The 21,019-nt window shown below is 59.1% G+C and carries 17 protein-coding genes and 2 pseudogenes; 5 read left to right on the forward strand and 14 right to left on the reverse strand.

Annotation, left to right across the window (positions count from 1 at the left end; genetic code table 11):
• Window positions 1-206: 206 nt before the first annotated feature.
• Complete coding sequence (sfnG, locus tag AYR47_RS20980; RefSeq protein WP_033901506.1) at window positions 207-1,292, forward strand: dimethylsulfone monooxygenase SfnG; 1,086 nt, start codon at window positions 207-209, stop codon at window positions 1,290-1,292.
• Here the strand turns inward: sfnG and AYR47_RS20985 are convergent.
• A pseudogene (locus tag AYR47_RS20985) lies at window positions 1,291-1,737 on the reverse strand (GNAT family N-acetyltransferase); the annotation flags it as partial. The gene sfnG and the pseudogene AYR47_RS20985 sit on opposite strands and share 2 nt — an antisense overlap.
• A 94-nt stretch (window positions 1,738-1,831) precedes the next feature.
• On the opposite strand from AYR47_RS20985, the gene AYR47_RS20990 reads away from it, so the two are divergent.
• Both AYR47_RS20990 and AYR47_RS20995 read left to right on the forward strand, forming a co-directional pair.
• Window positions 1,832-3,418 carry a RimK family protein gene (locus tag AYR47_RS20990; RefSeq protein ID WP_061436687.1) on the forward strand — a complete coding sequence of 529 codons (1,587 nt, stop codon included), beginning with the start codon at window positions 1,832-1,834 and terminating at the stop codon, window positions 3,416-3,418.
• A gap of 7 nt (window positions 3,419-3,425) precedes the next feature.
• On the forward strand, window positions 3,426-4,364 hold the full coding sequence (locus AYR47_RS20995; protein WP_033901503.1) for a magnesium transporter CorA family protein: 939 nt from the start codon (window positions 3,426-3,428) through the stop codon (window positions 4,362-4,364).
• Here the strand turns inward: AYR47_RS20995 and map are convergent.
• Complete coding sequence (gene map / locus AYR47_RS21000; RefSeq protein WP_033901502.1) at window positions 4,361-5,122, reverse strand: type I methionyl aminopeptidase; 762 nt, start codon at window positions 5,120-5,122, stop codon at window positions 4,361-4,363. The two genes, AYR47_RS20995 and map, sit on opposite strands and share 4 nt — an antisense overlap.
• The gene (locus AYR47_RS21005; protein WP_003190946.1) at window positions 5,122-5,322 is read right to left on the reverse strand and encodes a ParD-like family protein; all 201 of its coding nucleotides are present in this window, start codon (window positions 5,320-5,322) and stop codon (window positions 5,122-5,124) included. Before AYR47_RS21005 ends, map begins: the two co-directional genes overlap by 1 nt.
• A gap of 252 nt (window positions 5,323-5,574) precedes the next feature.
• On the opposite strand from AYR47_RS21005, the pseudogene ilvA reads away from it, so the two are divergent.
• Window positions 5,575-6,567, forward strand: a pseudogene (gene ilvA, locus AYR47_RS21010) (threonine ammonia-lyase, biosynthetic); the annotation flags it as partial.
• A gap of 258 nt (window positions 6,568-6,825) precedes the next feature.
• On the forward strand, window positions 6,826-7,095 hold the full coding sequence (locus AYR47_RS21015; protein WP_033901501.1) for a DUF1652 domain-containing protein: 270 nt from the start codon (window positions 6,826-6,828) through the stop codon (window positions 7,093-7,095).
• Here the strand turns inward: AYR47_RS21015 and AYR47_RS21020 are convergent.
• The 11 genes from AYR47_RS21020 to AYR47_RS21070 all read right to left on the reverse strand — a co-directional run bounded on the left by AYR47_RS21020 (window position 7,092) and on the right by AYR47_RS21070 (window position 20,972).
• Window positions 7,092-7,490, reverse strand: coding sequence for a hypothetical protein (locus AYR47_RS21020; protein WP_033901500.1), 399 nt, complete (start codon window positions 7,488-7,490; stop codon window positions 7,092-7,094). The two genes, AYR47_RS21015 and AYR47_RS21020, sit on opposite strands and share 4 nt — an antisense overlap.
• A gap of 82 nt (window positions 7,491-7,572) precedes the next feature.
• Entirely contained in the window at window positions 7,573-7,830 is a 258-nt protein-coding gene (locus tag AYR47_RS21025) for a DUF2790 domain-containing protein (protein ID WP_033901499.1), read from the reverse strand.
• A gap of 193 nt (window positions 7,831-8,023) precedes the next feature.
• Entirely contained in the window at window positions 8,024-8,293 is a 270-nt protein-coding gene (locus AYR47_RS21030) for a DUF2790 domain-containing protein (RefSeq protein ID WP_061436689.1), read from the reverse strand.
• A gap of 87 nt (window positions 8,294-8,380) precedes the next feature.
• On the reverse strand, window positions 8,381-9,319 hold the full coding sequence (locus tag AYR47_RS21035) for a carbohydrate kinase family protein (RefSeq protein ID WP_061436690.1): 939 nt from the start codon (window positions 9,317-9,319) through the stop codon (window positions 8,381-8,383).
• Between the two features lie 12 nt (window positions 9,320-9,331).
• Window positions 9,332-10,813, reverse strand: a complete 1,482-nt coding sequence (gene xylB / locus AYR47_RS21040) for a xylulokinase (RefSeq protein ID WP_061436692.1) — start codon at window positions 10,811-10,813, stop codon at window positions 9,332-9,334.
• Window positions 10,814-10,824: 11 nt separating this feature from the next.
• On the reverse strand, window positions 10,825-12,306 hold the full coding sequence (locus AYR47_RS21045; protein WP_061436694.1) for a mannitol dehydrogenase family protein: 1,482 nt from the start codon (window positions 12,304-12,306) through the stop codon (window positions 10,825-10,827).
• An 18-nt stretch (window positions 12,307-12,324) separates the two neighbouring features.
• The gene (locus tag AYR47_RS21050) at window positions 12,325-13,428 is read right to left on the reverse strand and encodes an ABC transporter ATP-binding protein (protein ID WP_033901494.1); all 1,104 of its coding nucleotides are present in this window, start codon (window positions 13,426-13,428) and stop codon (window positions 12,325-12,327) included.
• Between the two features lie 22 nt (window positions 13,429-13,450).
• Window positions 13,451-14,281: a carbohydrate ABC transporter permease gene (locus tag AYR47_RS21055; protein ID WP_003173672.1), complete on the reverse strand. Its 831-nt coding sequence runs from the start codon at window positions 14,279-14,281 to the stop codon at window positions 13,451-13,453.
• 10 nt (window positions 14,282-14,291) lie between these two features.
• Window positions 14,292-15,182, reverse strand: coding sequence for a carbohydrate ABC transporter permease (locus tag AYR47_RS21060; RefSeq protein ID WP_032864136.1), 891 nt, complete (start codon window positions 15,180-15,182; stop codon window positions 14,292-14,294).
• Between the two features lie 92 nt (window positions 15,183-15,274).
• The gene (locus tag AYR47_RS21065; protein WP_371317970.1) at window positions 15,275-16,546 is read right to left on the reverse strand and encodes an ABC transporter substrate-binding protein; all 1,272 of its coding nucleotides are present in this window, start codon (window positions 16,544-16,546) and stop codon (window positions 15,275-15,277) included.
• Window positions 16,547-17,216: 670 nt separating this feature from the next.
• Window positions 17,217-20,972 (reverse strand): hypothetical protein, encoded by a 3,756-nt coding sequence (locus AYR47_RS21070; protein WP_061436696.1) that lies wholly within the window; start codon window positions 20,970-20,972, stop codon window positions 17,217-17,219.
• Between the last annotated feature and the right edge of the window lie 47 nt (window positions 20,973-21,019).

Below are 21,019 nucleotides of genomic sequence, written 5' to 3' on the forward strand. Positions count from 1 at the left end.
TGCCGGGTATCTGCGCCCGTATTCATGGGCTAAAGCGTTCAGCTACTGTTGCCCTGGCAACAGTGGATCGACAAACCCGCACGCTCTGCGACATCGACGCCGACCTACGGTATTGCGTGCAACGCCCATGGCCCGTGCGTTTCCACGGCCTGGCACGCTTGCTGCTCAAGCCCTCAGTACATCCCTTTTGTGCGAGGTAACGCGAGATGAGCCAGCAAGCCGTGAAATTTGCCTACTGGGTGCCCAACGTCAGCGGTGGGTTGGTGGTCAGCAAGATCGAACAACGCACCCACTGGGGCATCGACTACAACCGCAAACTGGCGCAACTGGCGGAAGCCGCCGGCTTCGAATACGGCCTCACCCAGATCCGCTTCACCGCCGGCTACGGTGCGGAAAACCAGCATGAGTCCGTGGCGTTCAGCCATGCGCTGCTGGCCGCGACCACCACGCTCAAGGTGATCGCCGCGATCCTGCCAGGGCCCTGGCAACCGGCGTTGGCGGCCAAGCAACTGGCGACGATCGACCAGCTCACCAACGGACGTATCGCGGTGAATATCGTCAGCGGTTGGTTCAAGGGCGAATTCCAGGCCATCGGCGAACACTGGCTGGAGCACGACGAACGTTATCGCCGTTCCGAAGAGTTTATCCGGGCCCTCAAAGGCATCTGGACCCAGGACGATTTCACCTTCAAGGGTGACTTTTACCGCTTCAACAACTACACCCTCAAGCCCAAGCCATTGGGCCAGCCGGAGGTGTTCCAGGGCGGTAGCTCGCGGGCCGCGCGGGATATGGCAGCGCGGGTGTCGGACTGGTACTTCACCAACGGCAACACCCCGGAAGGCATCAAGGCCCAGGTCGATGACATCCGCGCCAAGGCGGCGGCAAACAACCATTCGGTCAAAGTCGGCGTCAACGCCTTTGTGATCGCCCGCGACACCGAGGAAGAAGCCCGCGCCGTGCTGGCAGAGATCATTGACAAGGCCGATCCGGAGGCGGTGAACGCCTTTGGTGATGCGGCCAGGCAAGCGGGCAAGGCGTCACCGGAAGGCGAGGGCAACTGGGCCAAGTCGAGCTTTGAAGACTTGGTGCAGTACAACGATGGCTTCAAGACCAACCTGATCGGTACGCCCCAGCAGATTGCCGAGCGCATCGTCGCGCTCAAGGCAGTGGGGGTGGACTTGGTGCTGGCGGGCTTTCTGCATTTTCAGGAAGAAGTCGAGTACTTCGGCAAACGTGTGTTGCCGCTGGTGCGAGAGTTGGAAGCCAAGGCGGGGATCAAACAGGTGGCGTGAGCAGTTTTTTTTCCAGGCGCAGTGCTGCGGTGTGGTCTTCGTAATAGGCGTCGATCAGGGCAAAGCGCCGATAACCGTTGCGCTCATAGAGGCTGAGAGCACCGGGGTTGTCGGTGCGCACTTCCAGGCGTAGGCGATTGCAACCCTGTGCCACGGCGCTAGCTTCAACGCGGCTCAGCAACTGTCTACCCAACCCCATGCCACGCGCAGGTTCGGCAATGGCGATGGAATACAGACGCGCCAACGAAGTGCCACGGCGAAACAGCACCAGCGCGTAACCGAGCAGTTGCCCGTCATTTTCCGCCACCCGCAACTCGCCGTGGGCGCGGCTTATCATCCACTGGAAACTGCGCCGTGACAGCCTGTCGGTGGTGAAGCAGTGCTGTTCCAAGGCCAGTAATTCAGGCACATCCAAGAGCGTTGCAACGCGAAAGCAAAGAGCCATATGACCGCCGTAAAAGTTGCGTAACGAAACGGGACTTCTCTAAAAGATCGTGCTTAATAGAAAAGGTCGAGTTCTCTAAAGCGGATCAAATATTATGTCGGCGGTACAAGGTCATTGGCGTGAAGTATCCGAGCAAACTCTCGCGGCGACAATAACCAATAAAGGTTATTTTTCCGCACCCCCAAAAGGCAACAGTCAAGTCGTGATCATTGTCGAGCGCAAGGAAGACTGGGCCTCCTACTTCCCCAGCGAAGACATCGTCACTGCCCAGGAATACCTGGAGCAGACCCGCGAAAACGAGACTGGCAAGCGCGTACAGGTGATCAACCTGTGCCGCAGCTACAAGTACCTGGGGCACGGTTACTACTGCTCGCTGCTGGCTGAAGCCCGTGGGCACAAGGTGATCCCGTCGGTGCGTACCATCAGCGAACTGACGAAGAAGTCGTTGTACGGCCTGGCCCTGGACGACCTGGATAAAACCCTCGATAAAGCCTTGAGTCATCACCTTTACAGCAATACCGAAGGCTTTACCCTGACACTTTATTTTGGCCGGACCAATATAGAGCCGTTGCAGGATTTGGCCCGTCAGTTGTTTGAGGCCTTTCCGTGTCCGATCCTGTTAGTGGAGTTCAAGAAGAATAACGGTTGGCATATAGAAGGCGTTAAATCCGGCGTATTGCACAAGTTACGCGACGATCAGGAAGATCAATTCGCCCACGCCCTGGACAACTTCAGCCGCAAGATCTGGCGCCAGCCGCGCTCACGTCGCCTGGCCCGTTATGACCTGGCCATCTTGCACGACCCTCAAGAGCAATTGCCGCCGTCCAACGGCAAGGCCCTGGAGAATTTCATCCGCGTCGGCAAGGGCCTGGGCATCGATGTGGAGTTGATCGAACGCAAGGATTATTCACGCCTGGCCGAATACGACGCCTTGCTGATCCGCGAGACCACCAGCGTCGACAACCACACCTACCGCTTCGCCAAGAAAGCCGAAAGCGAAGGCCTGGTGGTGATGGATGACCCGGCGTCGATCCTGCGCTGCACCAACAAGGTCTACCTCACCGACCTGCTCAACAGTCACCAACTGGGCATGCCCGCCACGGAGATTCTGTACAAGGAACGACCGGAAGACTTTGAACGGGTCGGCGAGCGCCTGGGGTTCCCGCTGGTGCTGAAGATCCCCGACGGGTGTTTTTCCCGTGGCGTGATCAAGGTCGAAAGCCAGGAAGCCTTGCTCAAGGCCACTGCCGAGTTGTTCGAACATTCGGTGCTGTTGCTGGCCCAGGAGTTTTTCTACACCGAGTACGACTGGCGCATCGGCGTGCTCAACCGCAAGCCGATCTTTGCCTGCCAGTACTTTATGTCCAAAGGGCATTGGCAGATCTACAACCACAAGGCCATCGGCCAGGCCATCAACGGTGAATGCCGCACGCTGGCGGTTCATGAAGCGCCCAAGGCGGTGGTGGAGCTGGCCGTGAAGACCGCCAACCTGATTGGCGATGGCCTCTACGGCGTCGACCTCAAGCAGTCCGGCGACAAGGTGGTGGTGATCGAAGTCAACGACAACCCCAACCTGGACGCGGGTATCGAAGATGCCTACTTGCAGGACGACTTGTACGGTTTGGTGCTGGAGGAGTTCGTGAGGCGCCTGGAGTTGAAGCGTCAGGGTCAGGTCTGGTGACCCGGCGATGATCCAGCGTTTCGAACTGATCGATGGCAAGCTGCACAGCGGGGAGCGTGACGATGCCCCGATCCAGTTGTTCAACAACCCTGACCTGGCCGAGCGCGAGTGGCTGCGCGACCACCATAAGCTGGACGAACACGCCCTGGCCTCTGCGCTGGACCCCGACGAAGTCTCGCGCATCGAGTTTCACCCGGACAATCTGTTCCTGATCTGGAAACGCCCGGAAAACTACTCCGGTGGCGGCAACCTGGTGTTCGAGGTGTCGTCCTGCGGCCTGCTGTTTTCACCGGGCCGCCTGCTGGTGATCGCCACCGACGAAACCCCGCTGACCGGCCTCGGCAAACGCCGCCCGCTGCACACGCCGCTGGATGTGTTGCTCGACTTGCTGCTCAATAACATCCATCACTACCTGGGCCACCTCAAGGTGATCAAGTTGGTCGCGCGGGAATTGCAGCAGCAGTTCAATGCGTCGATGAGCAACCACCACCTGATGCAGATGTTCAGCCTCAGCGAAAGCCTGATCTATTACATCAACGCGCTGCACAGCAACGGCGCGGTGCTGTCACGGCTGCGCAACCACGCGGAAAAGGAGCATTTCAGTTCGGAGATATTGGCGCTGATCGACGACCTGATCATCGAGAACCACCAGTGCTACAAACAGGCGGAGATCTATTCCAACGTGTTTTCCGGGCTGATCGACGCCCGCGGCAACCTGATGAACAACAGCATGAACAACCTGTTGCGCAAGCTCACCTTGATCAACGTGGTGTTCCTGCCGCTCAACCTGATTGCGAGCATCGGCGGCATGTCGGAGTTCAGCATGATGACGGCGGGGACGCCGTGGTGGGTGTCGTACCCATTGTTTCTGGCGGCGATGGGGCTGGGGGCTGCTTTGATGGTAGTGGGGCTGAAGCGGATAGCGGGCGGCGCCAATGTCGTTTAAACCCTGTAGGAAGGTTGTAGGGTCAGCACTTCAAACCCATCCGCCGTCACCGCCACGGTATGTTCCCACTGTGCCGACAGGCTGTTGTCCTTGGTTACCACCGTCCAGCCATCCTTCAGGCTGCGCACTTTCGAGCTGCCCTGGTTGAGCATCGGCTCCACGGTAAACACCATGCCTTCGCGCAGTTCCAAGCCGGTGCCGGGGCGGCCGAAGTGCAGGATTTGCGGCTCTTCATGCATCTGCCGGCCGATGCCGTGGCCGCAGTATTCGCGGACTACGCTGTAGCCGTTGGCTTGCGCGTGGCTCTGGATCGCGTGGCCGATATCACCCAGGCGTGCGCCGGGCTTGACCTGGCGGATGCCGGCCCACATCGCTTCGAAGGTTTTCTCGACCAGGCGCTGAGCCTTGGGCGCGACGCTGCCGATCATGTACATCTTGCTGGAGTCGGCAATAAAACCACCTTTTTCCAGGGTGATGTCGATGTTGATGATGTCGCCGTCCTTGAGGATGTCCTTGGCGCTGGGCATGCCATGGCACACCACCTCGTTGATCGAAGTGTTGATGGAGAAAGGGTAGTCATACTGGCCCAGGCTTGCGGGGCGGGCCTTGAGGTCGTTGCGGATGAAGGCTTCGACGGCGGCGTCCAGCTCCAGGGTGGAACGGCCGGCGGCGACAAAGCCGTCGAGCATCGTGAACACCTGGGCCAGCAGGCGCCCGGCTTCACGCATCACGGCCAGTTGGGCGGCAGTCTTGATCATCAACTGCGCCCCCGGATCAGATCGGGCTTGTCCAGCAACAGCTTGTTGATCAGCTCGTTGTAGGGCAGGTGGGGGTTGAGCTCGGCGAGCAGGCCGATCTTGATCCAGAACTCGGCCTGGGCGTTGATGGAACGATCCATCGCGGCGCTGGCCAGGCGCAGTTGTTCGTGCAGTTGGTCGGTGATCTTGACGATGCCCATGGGGTTCACTGTGCGGGATTGATATACAAAGCGTATACGTTTCGTATGCTTTGAGTAAACCTTTTGTTGACGAGTCCCGTCATAGGCGGTTAATTTCGTGACATGACCTTTCAAGCCTTTCGCAGCCAGCCAAGCATTATTACCGCCATTCCTCATTTGGCGGGATAGCGCACGGCTGTACCCAAACCCGCCCTAGAGGCGGGTTTTGTTTTTCCGTCTCCCGGGCCCCGAACAAGAAGCCAGGAGATACCCATGAGCACCTGTCCCCCTACCGCTGACACAGGCTTGCTTGAACACTATGTGAAGAAGATCCTCGCCGCGCCGGTCTATGACCTGGCGGTGCGCACGCCGTTGCAGGCGGCACCGGCGCTGTCGGCATTGCTGGGTAACCAGGTGTTGCTCAAGCGTGAAGACCTGCAGCCGACGTTCTCGTTCAAGATCCGTGGCGCCTACAACAAACTGGTGCAGTTGAGCGACGAGCAAAAGGCGCGCGGCGTGGTCACCGCATCGGCCGGCAACCATGCCCAAGGCGTGGCGCTGGCAGCCAGGGAGTTGGGGATCCAGGCGCGGATCGTCATGCCCAGCACCACGCCAGAGTTGAAGGTACTCGGCGTACGCTCCCGTGGTGCTGAAGCGGTCCTGCACGGCGAGAGCTTCCCCTTTGCCCTGGCCCACGCACTGCAACTGGCCGAAACCTCAGGTTGCACCTTTGTCTCGCCCTTCGACGATCCGGAGGTGATCGCCGGACAAGGCACCGTGGCCATGGAAATCCTGCGCCAGCAACAAGGGCCCTTGGACGCGATCTTCGTGCCGGTGGGCGGCGGTGGCCTGATCGCCGGGATCGCCGCTTACGTTAAATACCTGCGGCCCGAGGTGCGCATCATCGGCGTCGAATCTGAGGGCTCCAGTTGTCTGCTGGCGGCGCTGCGGGCGGGTGAACGCGTGGTGCTGCCCAGCGTGGACGGGTTTGCCGACGGCACGGCGGTGGCGCAAGTCGGTGCCTACGGGTTTGAGATCTGCCGGGACTGGGTGGATGACGTTATTACTGTCAGCAACGATGAACTGTGCAGCGCGATCAAGCTGATCTACGACGATACCCGCTCGATCACCGAACCTTCCGGTGCCTTGGCGGTGGCGGGAGTGCGCAAGTATGTCGCCCGCCATCAACTGCGCGGGAAGACCCTGGTGGCGATCAATTCCGGGGCGAACATCAACTTCGATAGTTTGCGACATGTTGCTGAAAGGGTGGCTGCGCAAGGCGCCGTTGCCGTTGAGGCCTACAGTTAAACGTTTAATCGCAGCGGTTCGACGACGATTTAAACACGGCCAATTTACATATATAACCCGGCGCGCGGCTTATGAGGAAAAGTTACAACGAAGGCTGATTTTGCCGAGTAGGCTTGGGTGTTGTAAGCGTCTTCCAGGGTCGGCAAGGCGCGACGAGTGAGCGCTCGTCGGACACATAAAAGTCTGTTGGCAGTCTCAAGAAAGGAGAGGTTGACCATGCTTTCGGAATTAGAACTTCGCAGCATTATTGAAGGAAGTTTCCTGCCCAAACGGTGCGAATGCACCAAAGCCGAAGATGCTTCGCTGACGATCAAGGTCTACGACGACCGCGACCGTGACCGGGTGGATTTGGAAGTCAAAGGGATCAACGCGGACAAACTCGACAGCAGTCGAGCCATTTGCAACCTGATCACCGGGTTGCGTGAAGACCTCAAGCACAGCCATGCACCCGCCCTGCAAAGAGTGGGAGGGCGCGGCTACTACTAGGTAGATGCCTGGGGTTGGATGACCGAAGACCTGTGGGCCTGGATAAACGCCAGGCCCAATACGGTTTCCGTTGCCACTGCCAGCAGGATGCCGGGTCCGGCATTGCCGTTTATCCACTCACTGAACCCCAGTACCGCCAGCACCCAACAGCCAATGGTAAAACCGCCGGTCATGGCGCGTCGTGTGTCGCAGGGTGGTGCGTGGCGTGCGCGGTAGAACATCACGCCGATAGCCAGGAACAGGGTGGCGTTACGCCGAGCCACCAGGCCCGTGGCATTTGAATATTCAACGCTCCACAGCCATAGCATCCATTCGGGGCGCAGGCCCCATATCAGCGCCAGGGCAAAACAGAGCACGGCGGTAAAGAGGGCGAGCGTATGAAAGCGCAGCGGCATGGCGAATCCTTTCGGCACGGTTAACAGGTGCAAAAGGATACCGCGTGCTGACGCGTTACGCCGCCCTTAATCAACATCATGTTCAGTTCTGGAACAAACAGGCCTCGGATAACTTCTTGTAGCTCACGTGCTGCACTTCACCGGCCTTGTCCAAAAACTTGATCTCGGCCTTGATGACCTTGCATTCACGGGTATCCGGTTCGGTCATGGCAATCACTTTCTGGATGTCCATGGGCATGCCGTACCGATAGGGCACAGCTTTGGATTCAGCCTGGGCCATGGCCGATACGGTGGTGAGGGCGAGGGTGCAGCCGAGCAGGAATACGTTGCGCATTTTCATGAGGTTTCTCCGTCAGTGGTCCGGTTCATCAGCGTGATGAATCGGCGGCCGTACCTTCAGCCGATGGCCATGGAGGTGCGGTCGAAGCCACTGTTGTCTCCCAAGCTTAACCATTGATTAAATTGGGGTTTTTGAGAAAAGTCCTACATGTTTATGGGGTTGATTCCCGCTGTATTGTCTGACGGCTTACGGCTCAGTTCTGGAAGTCGCAGGCTTCCGACATTTTCCGATAGCTCACGTCCTCAACCTTGCCCGCCTTATCCAGGAACTTGATATCCGCCTTGATGACTTTGCATTCATCGGTGGGCGTTTCGTTCATGGCCAGGACCTTGTCGATGTTCATCGGCATGCCGTATTGGTAAGGCACGGGTTTGACAGCGGCGCCTTGGTCGTCGGCCTGGGCCAGACCTGATACTGCGGCCAGCGCCAAGGCGCTGCCGAGTACGAGAGTGCGCAGTTTCATGGTGGTTCTCCGCAACAAGTGGGTACAACTTCACTGTCGGCGTGCGGGATTAACCATCGATTAATTTTTAGCTGGCTGACAAAACCTTCATCCAAGCTGCCGGCGATAGGGCAGGTCGGGGCCGGTCTTGGTGCAGGTCAGTGCGGCGGCGCGGATGGCGAAGCCGAGCATGGTGTCGATCTGTGCACGGGTGAGTTGTTGCAGGCCGTCCACTGAGTCCAACTGCTGTTCGGTCAACCAGGCAATCAACGCCGCCTGGAAGGTGTCGCCAGCCCCCACTGTATCGGCCATCACCACCTTGACCGCCGGCGCAGACCAGTGGCCATGCTGGCGGCTGAATACACTGGCGCCGTCGCCGCCACGGGTGAGGAATACCAATTGGCAACGGTGTTGCAGCCAGCCCTGCAGCACGCTTTCGGGCGACTGCTCGGGGTAGAGCAGGTGCAGGTCTTCGTCGCTGACCTTGATCAGGTCGGCATGCTTGACCAGTTCCGCCACACGGTCGCGCCACAGCTGGATATCCGGCTGCGGGTTGAGCCGCACGTTGGGGTCGAGGCTGATCAGGCGCTTGCCGCTTTCACGCTTGACCAGGCTCAGCAAGGTGTCGCCGATGGGTTGCACCACCAGGGAGAACGACCCGATGTGCAGGCCACGGATATCATCGCTCAGCTCGGGCAGATGAGCGACTTCCAGCAGTCGGTCGGCGCAGCCTTCACCGCGAAAGTTGTACTGCGGTGAGCCATTGGCGCCCACGGCGACCATCGACAAGGTGGTCGGCGCGGCGAATTCCACCAGGAACTGCTCGCTGACGCCTTCATCCTTGAGCACCTGTAACAAGCGGCGGCCGAGGAAATCGGTGGAAAGCCCACCGAACAAGCCCGCCTCGACACCCAGGCGGCGCAAGCCGACCGCGACGTTGAACGGCGAACCGCCGGCAATTGCCTTGTAATTGACCTTCGATGCCTGCCCGCTGGCATCTTCCTCGCTGAAAAAATCAAACAGCGCTTCACCACACACCAGATACATAGTCGTTCGCTCTTAAAGGGTTGCCACGAGCTGTTGATAGCGCTCGTAGGCGTGTTGATACGCGCTGACGCTGGCCGCCACCGGCAGCGTACGGCTGGCCGGGTCGACGCTCACACATTTGTCGCACAGGCTGGCCAGCGACTCGCCGGACTGGCTCCACGCCGCCTGGATCGCCGCGCCCAGGGCGGCGGCTTCACTTTGTTCGGTGCAGACCACTTCGGTGTTCATGATATCGGCGACCATCTGCCGCCAGACCGGGCTTTTCGAACCGCCGCCGATCAAGCGGATGCTCTGGCTTTGCAGGCCGGTCTGGCGCAGCAGGTCGAGGCCGTAGCGCAGGCCGAAGGTGGTGCCTTCGACCACCGCGCGGCACAGGTTGGCGCGGGTCAGGTTGGTCATGGTCAAGCCGTGCAGGCTGCCGGTGGCGTGGGGCAGGGCGGGCACACGTTCGCCGTTGAGGAACGGCAACATGCTCACGCCGTCCGCGCCAATCGGCGCTTGTTCGACCAGGGCGTTGAATGCGGCCAGGTCGAGGTCGAACAACTCGCGGATCACCCCGGTGGCGTTGGTCAGGTTCATGGTGCAGATCAGCGGCAACCAGCCGCCGCTGGACGAACAGAAGGTGGCGACCGAGGCCTGTGGGCTGACGTTGGGCTGGTCGGCAAACGCGTACACAGTCCCCGACGAGCCCAGGCTCATGGTGATCACGCCGGGGGCAATGTTGCCGGTGCCGAGGGCGCCCATCATGTTGTCGCCGCCACCGCTGGAGACGATGGCGTTGGGGTTGATGCCCAGCCGTTCGGCAATCGCCGGAAGAACGGTGCCGACGCTCTGATCGGCCTCAATCAGCTGCGGCAGGGCCTTTTCTAGACGACCGCTCGGGTCGATGTGCCTGAGCAGCGCCACATCCCACTCACGGCTGCGCACGTTGAAGTAGCCGGTGCCCGACGCATCGCCGTATTCCGCGACGGCGCGGCCGGTGAGCCAGTAGTTGAGGTAGTCGTGGGGCAGCAGGATATGCGCGATGCGCGCAAAGATGTCCGGGTGCTGTTCGCGCGTCCACAGCAGCTTGGACACGGTGTAGCCCGGTGCAATGGCCACGCCGAGGCGTTCCAGGGAGCCGCTTTCGCCACCCAGGTGCTGCAAGAGTCGGTCGTTCTCGGGCGTGGTCTCGGTGTCGCACCACAGTTTGGCCGGGCGCAGTACCTGGCCCTGGTCATCCAGCAGCACCAAACCATGTTGCTGGCCGGACACGCCGATGCCGAGGATGTCCTGGCCGTCCACGCCGGCCTGTTGCAGGGCGCGGTGGGTGGCTTCGGTAAAGGCGTCCAGCCACTCCTGGGTGTGCTGCTCGCGGCGGCCATTGGCACCGCTGATCAATGTGTGTGCCGCTGCGCCCAGGCCCAGCACCTTGCCGCTCGTGGCGTCGAGGACGATGGCCTTGGTGCCTTGGGTGCCGCAGTCGATGCCGAGAAACAGGTTTTGCTGGGTCATGGGGAGGGCCTTCAATGGATGTTGGCGAGTAACCGTTCCAGGGTCCTGCTGACACCCACTTCCTGCAGGCTCCTGTAGCACCGCTCGAACGCTGCCACAAACTCAGGCGAATTGGGAATAGCCTTGCCAAAAATCTCTTCCACCCCCAGCAAACGTTGGCTGATCAACGCATCATCACTCACCAGCCCCTGGCAAAACGCTGCACGCGGATCCGGGATGGTGTAGCTCACTCCATTCTCGTCCACGCCCTTCAAATACAACGCCCACGCTGCCACGACCAACGCCGCGCGCTCAGTCTCGCGCCCATCGGCAATCAGGCGGTTGATGGTCGGCACGGTGAACTTGGGAAACTTCGACGAGCCATCCGAACACACGCGTTCCAACTGGTCGGCAATCGCCTGGTTGGAGAAGCGGTCCACCAGCGTCTGCTTGTAGTCCGTCAGATCGATGCCCGGCACCGGCGCCAGGTTCGGCGTGACGTCCAGGTCCATGTAGGCGCGCATGTAGGCGACAAACACCGGGTCGTTCATGGTCTCGTGCACAAACCGATAACCCTTGAGAAACCCCAGGTAGGTCAGCGCCAGGTGGCTGCCGTTGAGCAGGCCGATCTTCATTTCTTCATAGGGCGTGACGTCATCGGTGAACTGCACACCGACCTGTTCCCAGGCCGGGCGACCGTTGACGAACTTGTCCTCCAGCACCCACTGAACGAAGGGTTCGCACACCACTGGCCAGGCATCGTCGATGCCGTGGTCATCATGCAACTGCAGGCGATGCGCGGTGCTGGTCATCGGTGTGATGCGGTCGACCATCGCATTCGGAAAGCTCACATTGGCCTTGATCCAATCGTGCAGCTCGGCGTTGTGCAACGCGGCAAACGCCAACAGGGCTTTACGCGTCACGTCGCCGTTGTGCGGCAGGTTATCGCAGGACATCACGGTAAATGCCGGGGTGCCGGCGGCGCGGCGTTGGGTCAGGGCGGCGCAGATAAAGCCAAACACGGTCTTGGGTGCGCTCGGGTGTGCCAGATCATGCTGGATCTGCGGCAGGTGAGCCATGAACTCACCGTTGCTGTCGTCGATGCAGTAGCCGCCTTCGGTGATGGTCAGCGAGACGATACGGATCGCCGGGTCGGCCAGTTTGTCGATCAGCGCCTGGGCGCCGTCTTCGGCCAGCAGCATGTCACTGATCGAGCCGATCACACGCACTTCGGTGTCGTCGGTATCGCCCAGCTCATACAGGGTGAACAGGTAGTCCTGGCCGGCCAGGTCGTCGCGGGCCTTGCGGTCTTCGGCACGCAGGCCGACACCGCAAATGCTCCAGTCCAGGCCAACGCCGGTGTTCATCAGCGCGTCGGTGTAATAGGCCTGATGCGCGCGATGGAAACCGCCGACGCCGATATGGGCGATGCCTTGCGTGGTGCTGGCAATCGCGTAGGCGGGCAGTTTCACGTGCGGCGCCAACTGGGTGAGGTTTTGTTTATTCAGTTTCATCAGCAAAGTCTCGCGAAATCAGGCGGCAGCGCGCAGTGGGCGGGCCACGGCAACACCGTCGGTGTCGAACAGATGGCAGTGCGCCGGGTCCAGGTGCAGGTGCAGCGTCTCGCCGTACTGGCTGGCCATGTCGCCACGGATCCGCATGGTCAGCGGCTCGCCGTTGGCGGTGTTGACGTGGCAGAAGGTGTCGCTGCCCAGGCGCTCGCCGACGTCGGCGGTGACGGTGAGAGTGGTTTGGCCGGGCGCGGCGATTTCCAGGTGCTCCGGACGAATGCCCAGGGTCACGGCACTGCCGACGCTCAAGGTGGCGCCGCTCAGTGGCAGGCTGATCAGCGTGCCTGCATCCAACTGCACTTCGCAGCTTTGACTTTCAACACGGGTGACGTTGCCCTTGAGGAAACCCATCTTCGGCGTGCCGAGGAAACCCGCCACGAACAGGTTGGCCGGCTGGTGGTACAGCTCCAACGGCGAGCCGACTTGCTCGATACGGCCACTGTTCAACACCACGACCTTGTCGGCCAGGGTCATCGCCTCCACCTGGTCGTGGGTCACGTAGATCATGGTCGCTTGCAGCTCTTTATGCAGGCGTGCCAGTTCCAGGCGCATCTGCACGCGCAACGCGGCGTCGAGGTTGGACAGCGGTTCGTCGAACAGGAAGATCTTCGGGTTGCGCACAATCGCACGGCCGATGGCCACACGCTGGCGCTGGCCGCCAGACAGCTGCTTGGGCTTGCGCTCCAGCAATGGGCCCAGCTCCAGGATGCGCGCCGCTTCGCTGACCTTGCTCTCCACCAGCTTCTTGTCGACACCGGCCAGGTCCAGGGCGAACGACATGTTCTTGCGTACGCTCATGTGTGGGTACAGCGCGTAGGTCTGGAACACCATCGCCAGGTCACGCTTGGCCGGGGTCACTTCGGTGATGTCGCGACCGTCCAGTTCGATAGTGCCTTCGCTGACTTCTTCCAGGCCGGCGATCAGGCGCAGCAACGTGGATTTACCGCAGCCCGACGGGCCGACAAACACCACGAATTCCTTATCGTTCACTTCCAGGTCGATGCCCTTGATGATGGAAAAGCCTTCGAAACCTTTTTGCAGATTCTTGATTTTCAGGTTGGCCATGATGGGCCTCCGCTAGGAATTATTATTTGACGGCGCCAAAGGACAAACCGCGCACCAACTGTTTCTGGCTGATCCAGCCAAAGATCAGGATCGGCGCGCAGGCCAGGGTCGACACGGCGGACAATTTGGCCCAGAACAAGCCTTCGGGGCTGGAGTAGGAGGCGATCAATGCGGTCAACGGCGCAGCGGCGGACGAGGTCAGGTTCAGCGACCAGAACGCCTCGTTCCAGCACAGGATCAGCGACAGCAACACGGTGGAGGCCAGGCCGCCCTTGGCAATCGGCAGCAGCACGCGGACCATTTCCTGCCAGAGGGTGGCGCCATCCAGGCGCGCGGCTTCGAGGATGTCCTTGGGGATGTCCTTGAAGTAGGTGTAAACCATCCACACCACGATCGGCAGGTTGATCAGGGTGTAGATGATGATCAGCGCAATGCGCGTGTCCAGCAGGCCAAAGCTCTTGGCCAACAGGTAGATCGGCATCAGCACGCCCACTGGCGGCAGCATCTTGGTGGACAGCATCCACAGCAGCGTGCCTTTGGTGCGTTGGGTTTCGTAGAAGGCCATGGAGTAGGCGGCCGGCACCGAAATCAGTAGGCACAGTGCCGTTGCGCTGAAGGAAATCAGCACCGAGTTCCACGCATAGCTGAAGTAATTGCTGCGCTCGTTGATGTGTAGGTAGTTCTCCAGCGTCGGCGTGAAGATGAACTGTGGCGGCGTGGCGAACGCATCGATTTCGGTCTTGAAGCTGGTCAGCACCATCCAGAAGATCGGGAAGAAGATCAGGATCGCGATGGCCCAGGCCAACGTGCCGAGCAACAGGCTTTGCAGGCGGCGGGATTGTTGAAGCGTCATGGCGCGGCCCTCAAGGCTTGTCAGTCAGGTTTTTGCCGATCATCCGCACCAGGATGATCGCCGCGATATTGGCGATGACCACGGCAATCAAGCCGCCGGCCGAGGCCATGCCCACATCGAACTGCACCAGCGCCTGGTTGTAGATCAGGTAGGCGAGGTTGGTCGAGGCGTAGCCGGGGCCACCGTTGGTGGTGGTGAAGATCTCGGCGAATACCGAGAGCAAAAAGATCGTCTCGATCATCACCACCACGGCAATCGGGCGGGCCAGGTGCGGCAGGGTCAGGTGCCAGAAGATCGCAATGGCACCGGCACCGTCCAGGCGCGCGGCTTCCTTTTGTTCCTGGTCGAGGGACTGCATGGCGGTCATCAGCAGCAGGATCGCGAAGGGCAGCCACTGCCACGACACGATGATGATGATCGACAGCAACGGGTAGTGCGCCAGCCAGTCCACGGGTTCTGCGCCGAAGAACTTCCACACGGCGGCCAGGATTCCGGACACCGGGTGGAAAATCAGGTTCTTCCAGATCAGCGCACCGACGGTGGGCATGATGAAGAACGGCGAAATCAGCAGCACCCGCACCAGGCCGCGGCCGAAGAACTCACTGGCTTCCAGCAGGGCGCTGATCAGCACACCGAACACCACGCTGATCAGCAGCACACTGCCCACCAGCAACAAGGTATTGGTGGCGCCGGGAAGGAAGCCAGAATCGGTGATGAAATAGGTGAAGTTTTCCAGCCCGACGAATTGGTTTTCGCCGGGGTAGAGCAAGTTGTAGCGGATCAGCGAAAAGTACAGGGTCATGCCCAGCGGCACGATCATCCACAGCAGCAGCAAGGCTACCGAGGGGCTGACAAGGAACCAGCCGGGGTTGGCCAGGCGGTTTTTGGCGGGTGTATTCATGGTATTCAAGGCCAATACAGAGCAAGAATCGGAGTGCGCTTAAATGTGGGAGCGGGCAAGCCCGCTCCCACATTTACAGTGGAAGGCTCACCTTATTTGGGATACCCGGCCCGCTTCATTTCACGCTCGGTGGTGGTCTGCGCGGCAGTCAGTGCGGCATCCACCGTCTGCTGACCGGTCAACGCGCCCGAGAAGAACTTGCCGACCTGGGTGCCAATCGCCTGGAACTCAGGAATGGTCACCAACTGGATACCGACATACGGCACCGGCTTGAGCGTCGGCTTCGTCGGGTCCGCGACTTTCAGCGATTCCAGGGTCACCTTGGCAAACGGCGCCGCCTTCATGTACTCGTCGCTGTAGGTCGACTTGCGCGTGCCTGGAGGTACGTTGGCGATGCCATCGGTCTTGGCGACCAATGCACCGTACTCCTTGGAGGTCGCCCAACTGGTGAACACCTTGGCAGCGTCTTTGGCCTTGGAACTGGTCGGGATCGCCAGGCTCCAGGAGTACAGCCACGAAGTGCCCTTATCGGTCTTCTCGTGCGGGGCAAAGGTAAAGCCGACATGGTCAGCCACTTTGCTCTGGGTCTTGTCGGTAACGAACGAGCCGGCCACGCTGGCGTCGACCCAGATCGCGCACTTGCCGCTGTTGAACAGCGCCAGGTTTTCGTTGAAACCGTTGCTGGAAGCACCCGGCGGGCCGGATTTCTTCATGTTATCGACGTAGAAGTTCAGCGCGTCTTTCCATTCTGGACCGTTGAATTCCGGCTGCCACTTCTCATCGAACCAGCGCGCACCGTAGCCGTTGGCCAGTGTGGTGATCAGCGCCATGTTTTCACCCCAACCGGCTTTGCCCCGCAGGCACAGGCCGTATTGCTCTTTGGTCTTGTCGGTGAGTTTGCTGGCGAATTCGCCGATCTGTGTCCAGGTCGGGTGCTCGGGCATGGTCAGCCCGGCGTCCTTGAACAGATCGGTGCGGTAATAAGTGATCGAGCTTTCAGCGTAGAACGGCAGGGCGTACAGCGAGCCTTTGACGGACAAACCGTCACGCACCGAAGGGAACACATCATCGAGGTCGTAGGACGCCGGCAGATCCTTCATCGGCTCCAGCCAGCCCTTGGCACCCCACAGTGCAGCTTCGTACATGCCGATGGTCAACACGTCAAACTGCCCACCCTGGGTGGCGATATCGGTGGTCAGGCGTTGGCGCAGCACGTTTTCTTCGAGCACCACCCAGTTCAGCTTGATCTCCGGATGCTCGGCCTCGAAGGTTTTCGAGAGCTTTTGCATGCGGATCATGTCGCTGTTGTTGACGGTGGCAATGGTCAGGGTTTGCGCGCCAAGGCTGACGGCGCTGAGGGTCATGCAAGAAAAGGCAATTAGAGCTTTTGCTGTGAACTTCATCGCGCACTCCATCTCCGCGCCCAGGGGCTACGGAAGGACAGTTATTGTTGTTGTGTCTTCCACGACAGCTGGAAGAGTGTGCGTTGATTACAGCCTTCAAATGGAGTTGTGACAAATCCTTGGGAACACTGCGGCTGATACTTTTTTGCACTGGAGTTGCAGGGTGGGCACGACCACTCAGAGTGGCGCCAACCTGTGAGTTCTGACAGTAGACGCTAAAAGGTCGCAGAGGGTTAATGGGTTGGCACAACCCAACCAGGAGATGTTTATGAACTGTTCTCGCGTAAACCTCAAAAACAACACGCTTTATAAGATCGCATTGGGCGTGGTCATTGCTGTTTCGATTAATGCCTGTACCACAGGACCTCTGGAATTAAGAGAGCCTGCTTGTGTGCGAGAGGGTTATTTTAAAAGTGTCAAACCCGTAGGAGGGTTCCACCGATGCGTATGGAAACCCGATATCCAACGCTACATTCAATACCCTTATACCTGTCCGAGCGGGCTTGAGTTCGATGAGCGTGCACAAGCATGTATAAAGCCCTGACGGCTGCGTCGTGACCTGATTGTTATCGGCGTAAACCAGAAAGTCAGCGGGGATCAGTACTTCTACTGATCCCCGCTTGCATTGACATCAGATGGGATAGGGCGTCTGGACGATGCAAATATCATCCAGATCATAGAGCCCTCCGGTGGTAGGATTTCCGACAGACACTGAGGCCTCAAACGGACCATTCAGATAACCCATTACAACATCGGCGCTCAGCCAGGTATTGATGGCAGTCACATCAAACCGCTTTTTCAATGTGCCCAGGTGAACCTCGACAAAGGTCGGCGCGCCAATGGCGGCAAACTTGCTGATACGATATCTGAGTTTGACCCTGTAGTACCCAGCAGCATTGGGCGCAAAGATTTTCTGCAAACCGACTCCACTGCCCGTTTTGGGGAAGGCGTGCCAGAAGAAGTTGCCGTCTGGGTCGCGACGAATGCCTGCATCAGCGTATTCACTCACCCAGTAATTCATGTTGTCGCTGGTGAACGTCGTGCAGTCGTGGACCATCACGCTTCTTACCGTGTAATGCTTTGACGGGAACTCAATCGCCCGCCACTCATCCCTGACACCGTTTAGCGCCACTTTCAGCTGCAGGGTCAGCAGGCTGCCGTTTCCAAGGTTGTGCAGGTAACTGCTCAACACTGTTTCCAGGTGATAACCCTGGCTGATCCAGGCAGCGTCTACCTCGCCATTGGTCGTACCGTCCAGCAGGGTCAAGTTGAGCGCCTTACCGGCGCGGTCGGTACCGAACAACTTGAGCCACACGGGTTGGTGCTTGGCAATGAATGGCCATATCCCCGCCCGAGCTGTGGCGTTACCGACCGTGTCCAAATCGATTATGCCGGTAGGTGTGGCTTCATCGATCTGGAGCACGGTTTTTTTCAGCTCGGCTTGAGGCAACGGATCAAGATTCACCGTGAGCAAGACAGAGGGCCGTGTATCCGTACCTTTGGTTACCGTATACCTGATCGTGAATTGGGTCCTGGTGCTGCCGATATTGGCGGCAATCAATGCGGCGTCCAGGGGCACATTGACGGTGCCATCAGTTTCCCCATAGATCGGCCCGATCGTAGCCGAGCCGGCGCCGGCGCTGCCTAGAACTTCCACATAGATCCTGTCGGTGGTGCTCATCGGACCATAGCTCACCCGCAGATTTGCACCGTATTGTGCATCCAGCGCCGCCAATGTCACCAACGTGCCGGACCCGCTTGCTTTTTCCAAGATGGGTACCGGGTACTGCGCGGGCAAGGCCCTGACGGTGTAGTCGCGTTGCAAAAACCTTACGGCATTGGACAGGTCCGAGCTCCGGTCGAAGGTGACAGCACAGCGCATGCTCAATTGCGTGCCGTCCTTGAGCTTGCGTATCTCCGCAATGGGCGCCAGTGGATGAAGACCGTTCTGCTCGCCGTCCAGTCCCACCAGGTCGCCATAGCTGAAGGCATGGTAGAACTGAGTGTCGTCTGCGTAGGTGCCGAGCAGTTCGAACCACACCCGCTGAAAGTGATGGATGAAGAACCAGGGATCAACCAAAGCGCGTTCGGTGCCCTTCAGGGTGCTGAGGTCGAGCACCGCATCCAGCGCGTGGCCTTCCAGATAGGCTTTGGGGAATGGCGGTGGTAACAACTCCAGGTTCAACACCTGCGATGGCGTTTTGTGCAGGCCCCGGATTAGGAAGTACTGCACCTGGATAAAGTGCCCCTTCTCCTGGATGTTGGCACCCACTACATCAGGGTCGATGGCGGTGTACACGACCTTCGATGTATTGCCATTCTGGGTTTCGCAATAGGTACCAATTCCCGGGATTCCGCTCCAGCAGGTCTCGACTTGGTCGGTGGGCCGCAATTGCGCAATATTGGCCACGACGGTCGCTCCCCCTGTTGCGGCAACTGCCGCCAGTTGGTCGGGGTAGCGGGTTGCTTCTGCGACCTCCGGTCGTATCAGTGTGAGCGCTTTTCCTACAGTGATAAGCAAAACATCGGAAAAGCGTTTCGGGCTGTTATCCGCCGGTTGCAGTGTGTAGCTGAGACGAATTTCCCCATCGTTATTGGCAATGGCATATTTCGCGTCTACCGGAACCACGACCTGCCTGCCTGCCGTCGATGAGTTCAGTTTTATGTCATCACTGGTGGAACCGTTGCTGGCAGAACCTCTCAAAAACCACTCAAAGATATCGCCGGGCGCCGTACGCGTTTCGGTCAAGGTCAAGTTGAGCGTGGTGCCGATGATGCTATCAATGTCCAAATTGTTGAGCAGGTCTACATGTTGCAGTTTCGGTGCGGGCATCGAGCGTACGGCTGCGCCGAAGGTCACTTCCAGAACCTCGGACTTGCGTACCGTCTGAATGCCTGAGCCCATGATCCGCATCCGGCCATCGTTGACGAGGTAGAACACGCTGACCAACCCCAGACCGATGAAACGCGAAAACTGCTCCTGGAGCACTGTGCGCGGGGGCGGAGGTGGCTCTTTCGCGCCAGCCAGCAATTCTTCTTCGTACTCGACCAACCTGTTTGTCGAGTCCAGGGCTTCCATGCGGAAGGTCACGCTCCAGTCAGCGTCATAGGGCGAAAATTCTGGAAAAAAGGCCTGGAAATAGGAGATTGATGGGTCAATAAAACCACCTTCGTTTTTATCGATGGTCATTGCCGGCATCGATCGTTTAACGCCGCTCACGGTGACATTCAAGCGCCTGGAAGTGCCGAGGAGGCTGCCAGTGGACGTTTTCAGCTCGTATTCGATCTCCAAGTGACCGCCGATCACGGCTTCTGCGTATTTTTTGTCTACTGGGGTCGTAGCTGACCGATCGATTCGAGCAGCAAATGGCGTGAGAAGTACGGTAGTGCGTCCACCGTCAGAGTCGATTAGGGTCAGTTTCACGTGGATCATGGCGCCAGCGGGTGTAGATACGCCATTTGGCAGCGTTTTAGGAATGACCACTTCGACTTTCAGCGGTTTTTCCCCGTCTTTGTCGTAGTCCAATTCGTCGACCGAATCCTCATTGACGGTGAAGTGCGCTCGGTTGAGCAAGAGTTTGTTCAGGTCGGTTTCCACCCTTATGGGCATCGACCACTGCGGTACTTCCCCGGAATAGTTGAACACGATGTCAAAGACCCGGAAGTAAATCACCACCCAGCCACTGCCTCCGGCGATGATGGTTGACTCTGGCACATGCACGACAATCGGCTTGATACCGTCGAGGTGGTCTTGATCAATCTCCAAGAACACTGGGTGACCGTTCCACCAAACCTCGATAGTGTCTCCCACCGCCATGTTCGGATAAGGATCAACTGTCAAGTCCACGCCTTGCTTAGCCCGTTCGGGGTCGAGTACACCGTCCACCAGATCAGGCGGTAAATGCATGATCAGCCGCGAGTGATAATAGGGATTGGTGCTGACGCCGCCGGGGCGGTCGGTTTTGACAAGCCAGGTTTGATATGGGGAGATGCTCGGGGTGCCGCTGCCCACTCGCTCCACTTGGCCAAAACACGGATAAATATAGCCCCTCGGTACCAACCCTTCTGGGATCATCAGCGTGACAAAGTTCTTATCCGGATCCAAATCTTCTTGCCTGATGTCATCGATGGCAATGGCGTAAGTGAAGCTGCCCATGAATAACTTGAACGTGTCGCCCTTATTGAAGTTGAACCACTTGCTGAAACGCACGGTAAGCCAGGGCTGCACCAGTCGAATGTTCAAGCCGATATCAGCGCCTGGAATCGGCTGCACTGCGTCGCTGACAAACGGGGAGTCCAGTGGGTCGGCAATGACGGGGGGCCTTGGCCCATGGCGATGGGGCTTGCAGACAGGGCAGGGCAGGTTGGAGGACGTGAGTTTTTTCATAGTGAGCGCTCCTTATGCAGCATAAAGCTGGGTAAGGAAATCACACA

Origin of the sequence: Pseudomonas azotoformans (assembly GCF_001579805.1) — a bacterium.
Taxonomy (GTDB): Bacteria; Pseudomonadota; Gammaproteobacteria; order Pseudomonadales; family Pseudomonadaceae; genus Aquipseudomonas; species Aquipseudomonas azotoformans_A.

Coding starts and splice junctions, on each gene's coding strand:
- AYR47_RS20990 (WP_061436687.1), top strand. CDS start 1,832: ATGTCGGCGGTACAAGGTCATTGGCGTGAAGTATCCGAGCAAACTCTC.
- sfnG (WP_033901506.1), top strand. CDS start 207: ATGAGCCAGCAAGCCGTGAAATTTGCCTACTGGGTGCCCAACGTCAGC.
- AYR47_RS21060 (WP_032864136.1), bottom strand. CDS start 15,182: ATGAATACACCCGCCAAAAACCGCCTGGCCAACCCCGGCTGGTTCCTT.
- AYR47_RS21005 (WP_003190946.1), bottom strand. CDS start 5,322: ATGGGCATCGTCAAGATCACCGACCAACTGCACGAACAACTGCGCCTG.
- AYR47_RS21030 (WP_061436689.1), bottom strand. CDS start 8,293: ATGAAACTGCGCACTCTCGTACTCGGCAGCGCCTTGGCGCTGGCCGCA.
- AYR47_RS21025 (WP_033901499.1), bottom strand. CDS start 7,830: ATGAAAATGCGCAACGTATTCCTGCTCGGCTGCACCCTCGCCCTCACC.
- AYR47_RS21050 (WP_033901494.1), bottom strand. CDS start 13,428: ATGGCCAACCTGAAAATCAAGAATCTGCAAAAAGGTTTCGAAGGCTTT.
- xylB (WP_061436692.1), bottom strand. CDS start 10,813: ATGACCCAGCAAAACCTGTTTCTCGGCATCGACTGCGGCACCCAAGGC.
- AYR47_RS21065 (WP_371317970.1), bottom strand. CDS start 16,546: ATGACCCTCAGCGCCGTCAGCCTTGGCGCGCAAACCCTGACCATTGCC.
- AYR47_RS21020 (WP_033901500.1), bottom strand. CDS start 7,490: ATGCCGCTGCGCTTTCATACGCTCGCCCTCTTTACCGCCGTGCTCTGT.
- AYR47_RS21045 (WP_061436694.1), bottom strand. CDS start 12,306: ATGAAACTGAATAAACAAAACCTCACCCAGTTGGCGCCGCACGTGAAA.
- AYR47_RS21055 (WP_003173672.1), bottom strand. CDS start 14,281: ATGACGCTTCAACAATCCCGCCGCCTGCAAAGCCTGTTGCTCGGCACG.
- AYR47_RS21015 (WP_033901501.1), top strand. CDS start 6,826: ATGCTTTCGGAATTAGAACTTCGCAGCATTATTGAAGGAAGTTTCCTG.
- AYR47_RS20995 (WP_033901503.1), top strand. CDS start 3,426: ATGATCCAGCGTTTCGAACTGATCGATGGCAAGCTGCACAGCGGGGAG.
- AYR47_RS21035 (WP_061436690.1), bottom strand. CDS start 9,319: ATGTATCTGGTGTGTGGTGAAGCGCTGTTTGATTTTTTCAGCGAGGAA.
- map (WP_033901502.1), bottom strand. CDS start 5,122: ATGATCAAGACTGCCGCCCAACTGGCCGTGATGCGTGAAGCCGGGCGC.
- AYR47_RS21070 (WP_061436696.1), bottom strand. CDS start 20,972: ATGAAAAAACTCACGTCCTCCAACCTGCCCTGCCCTGTCTGCAAGCCC.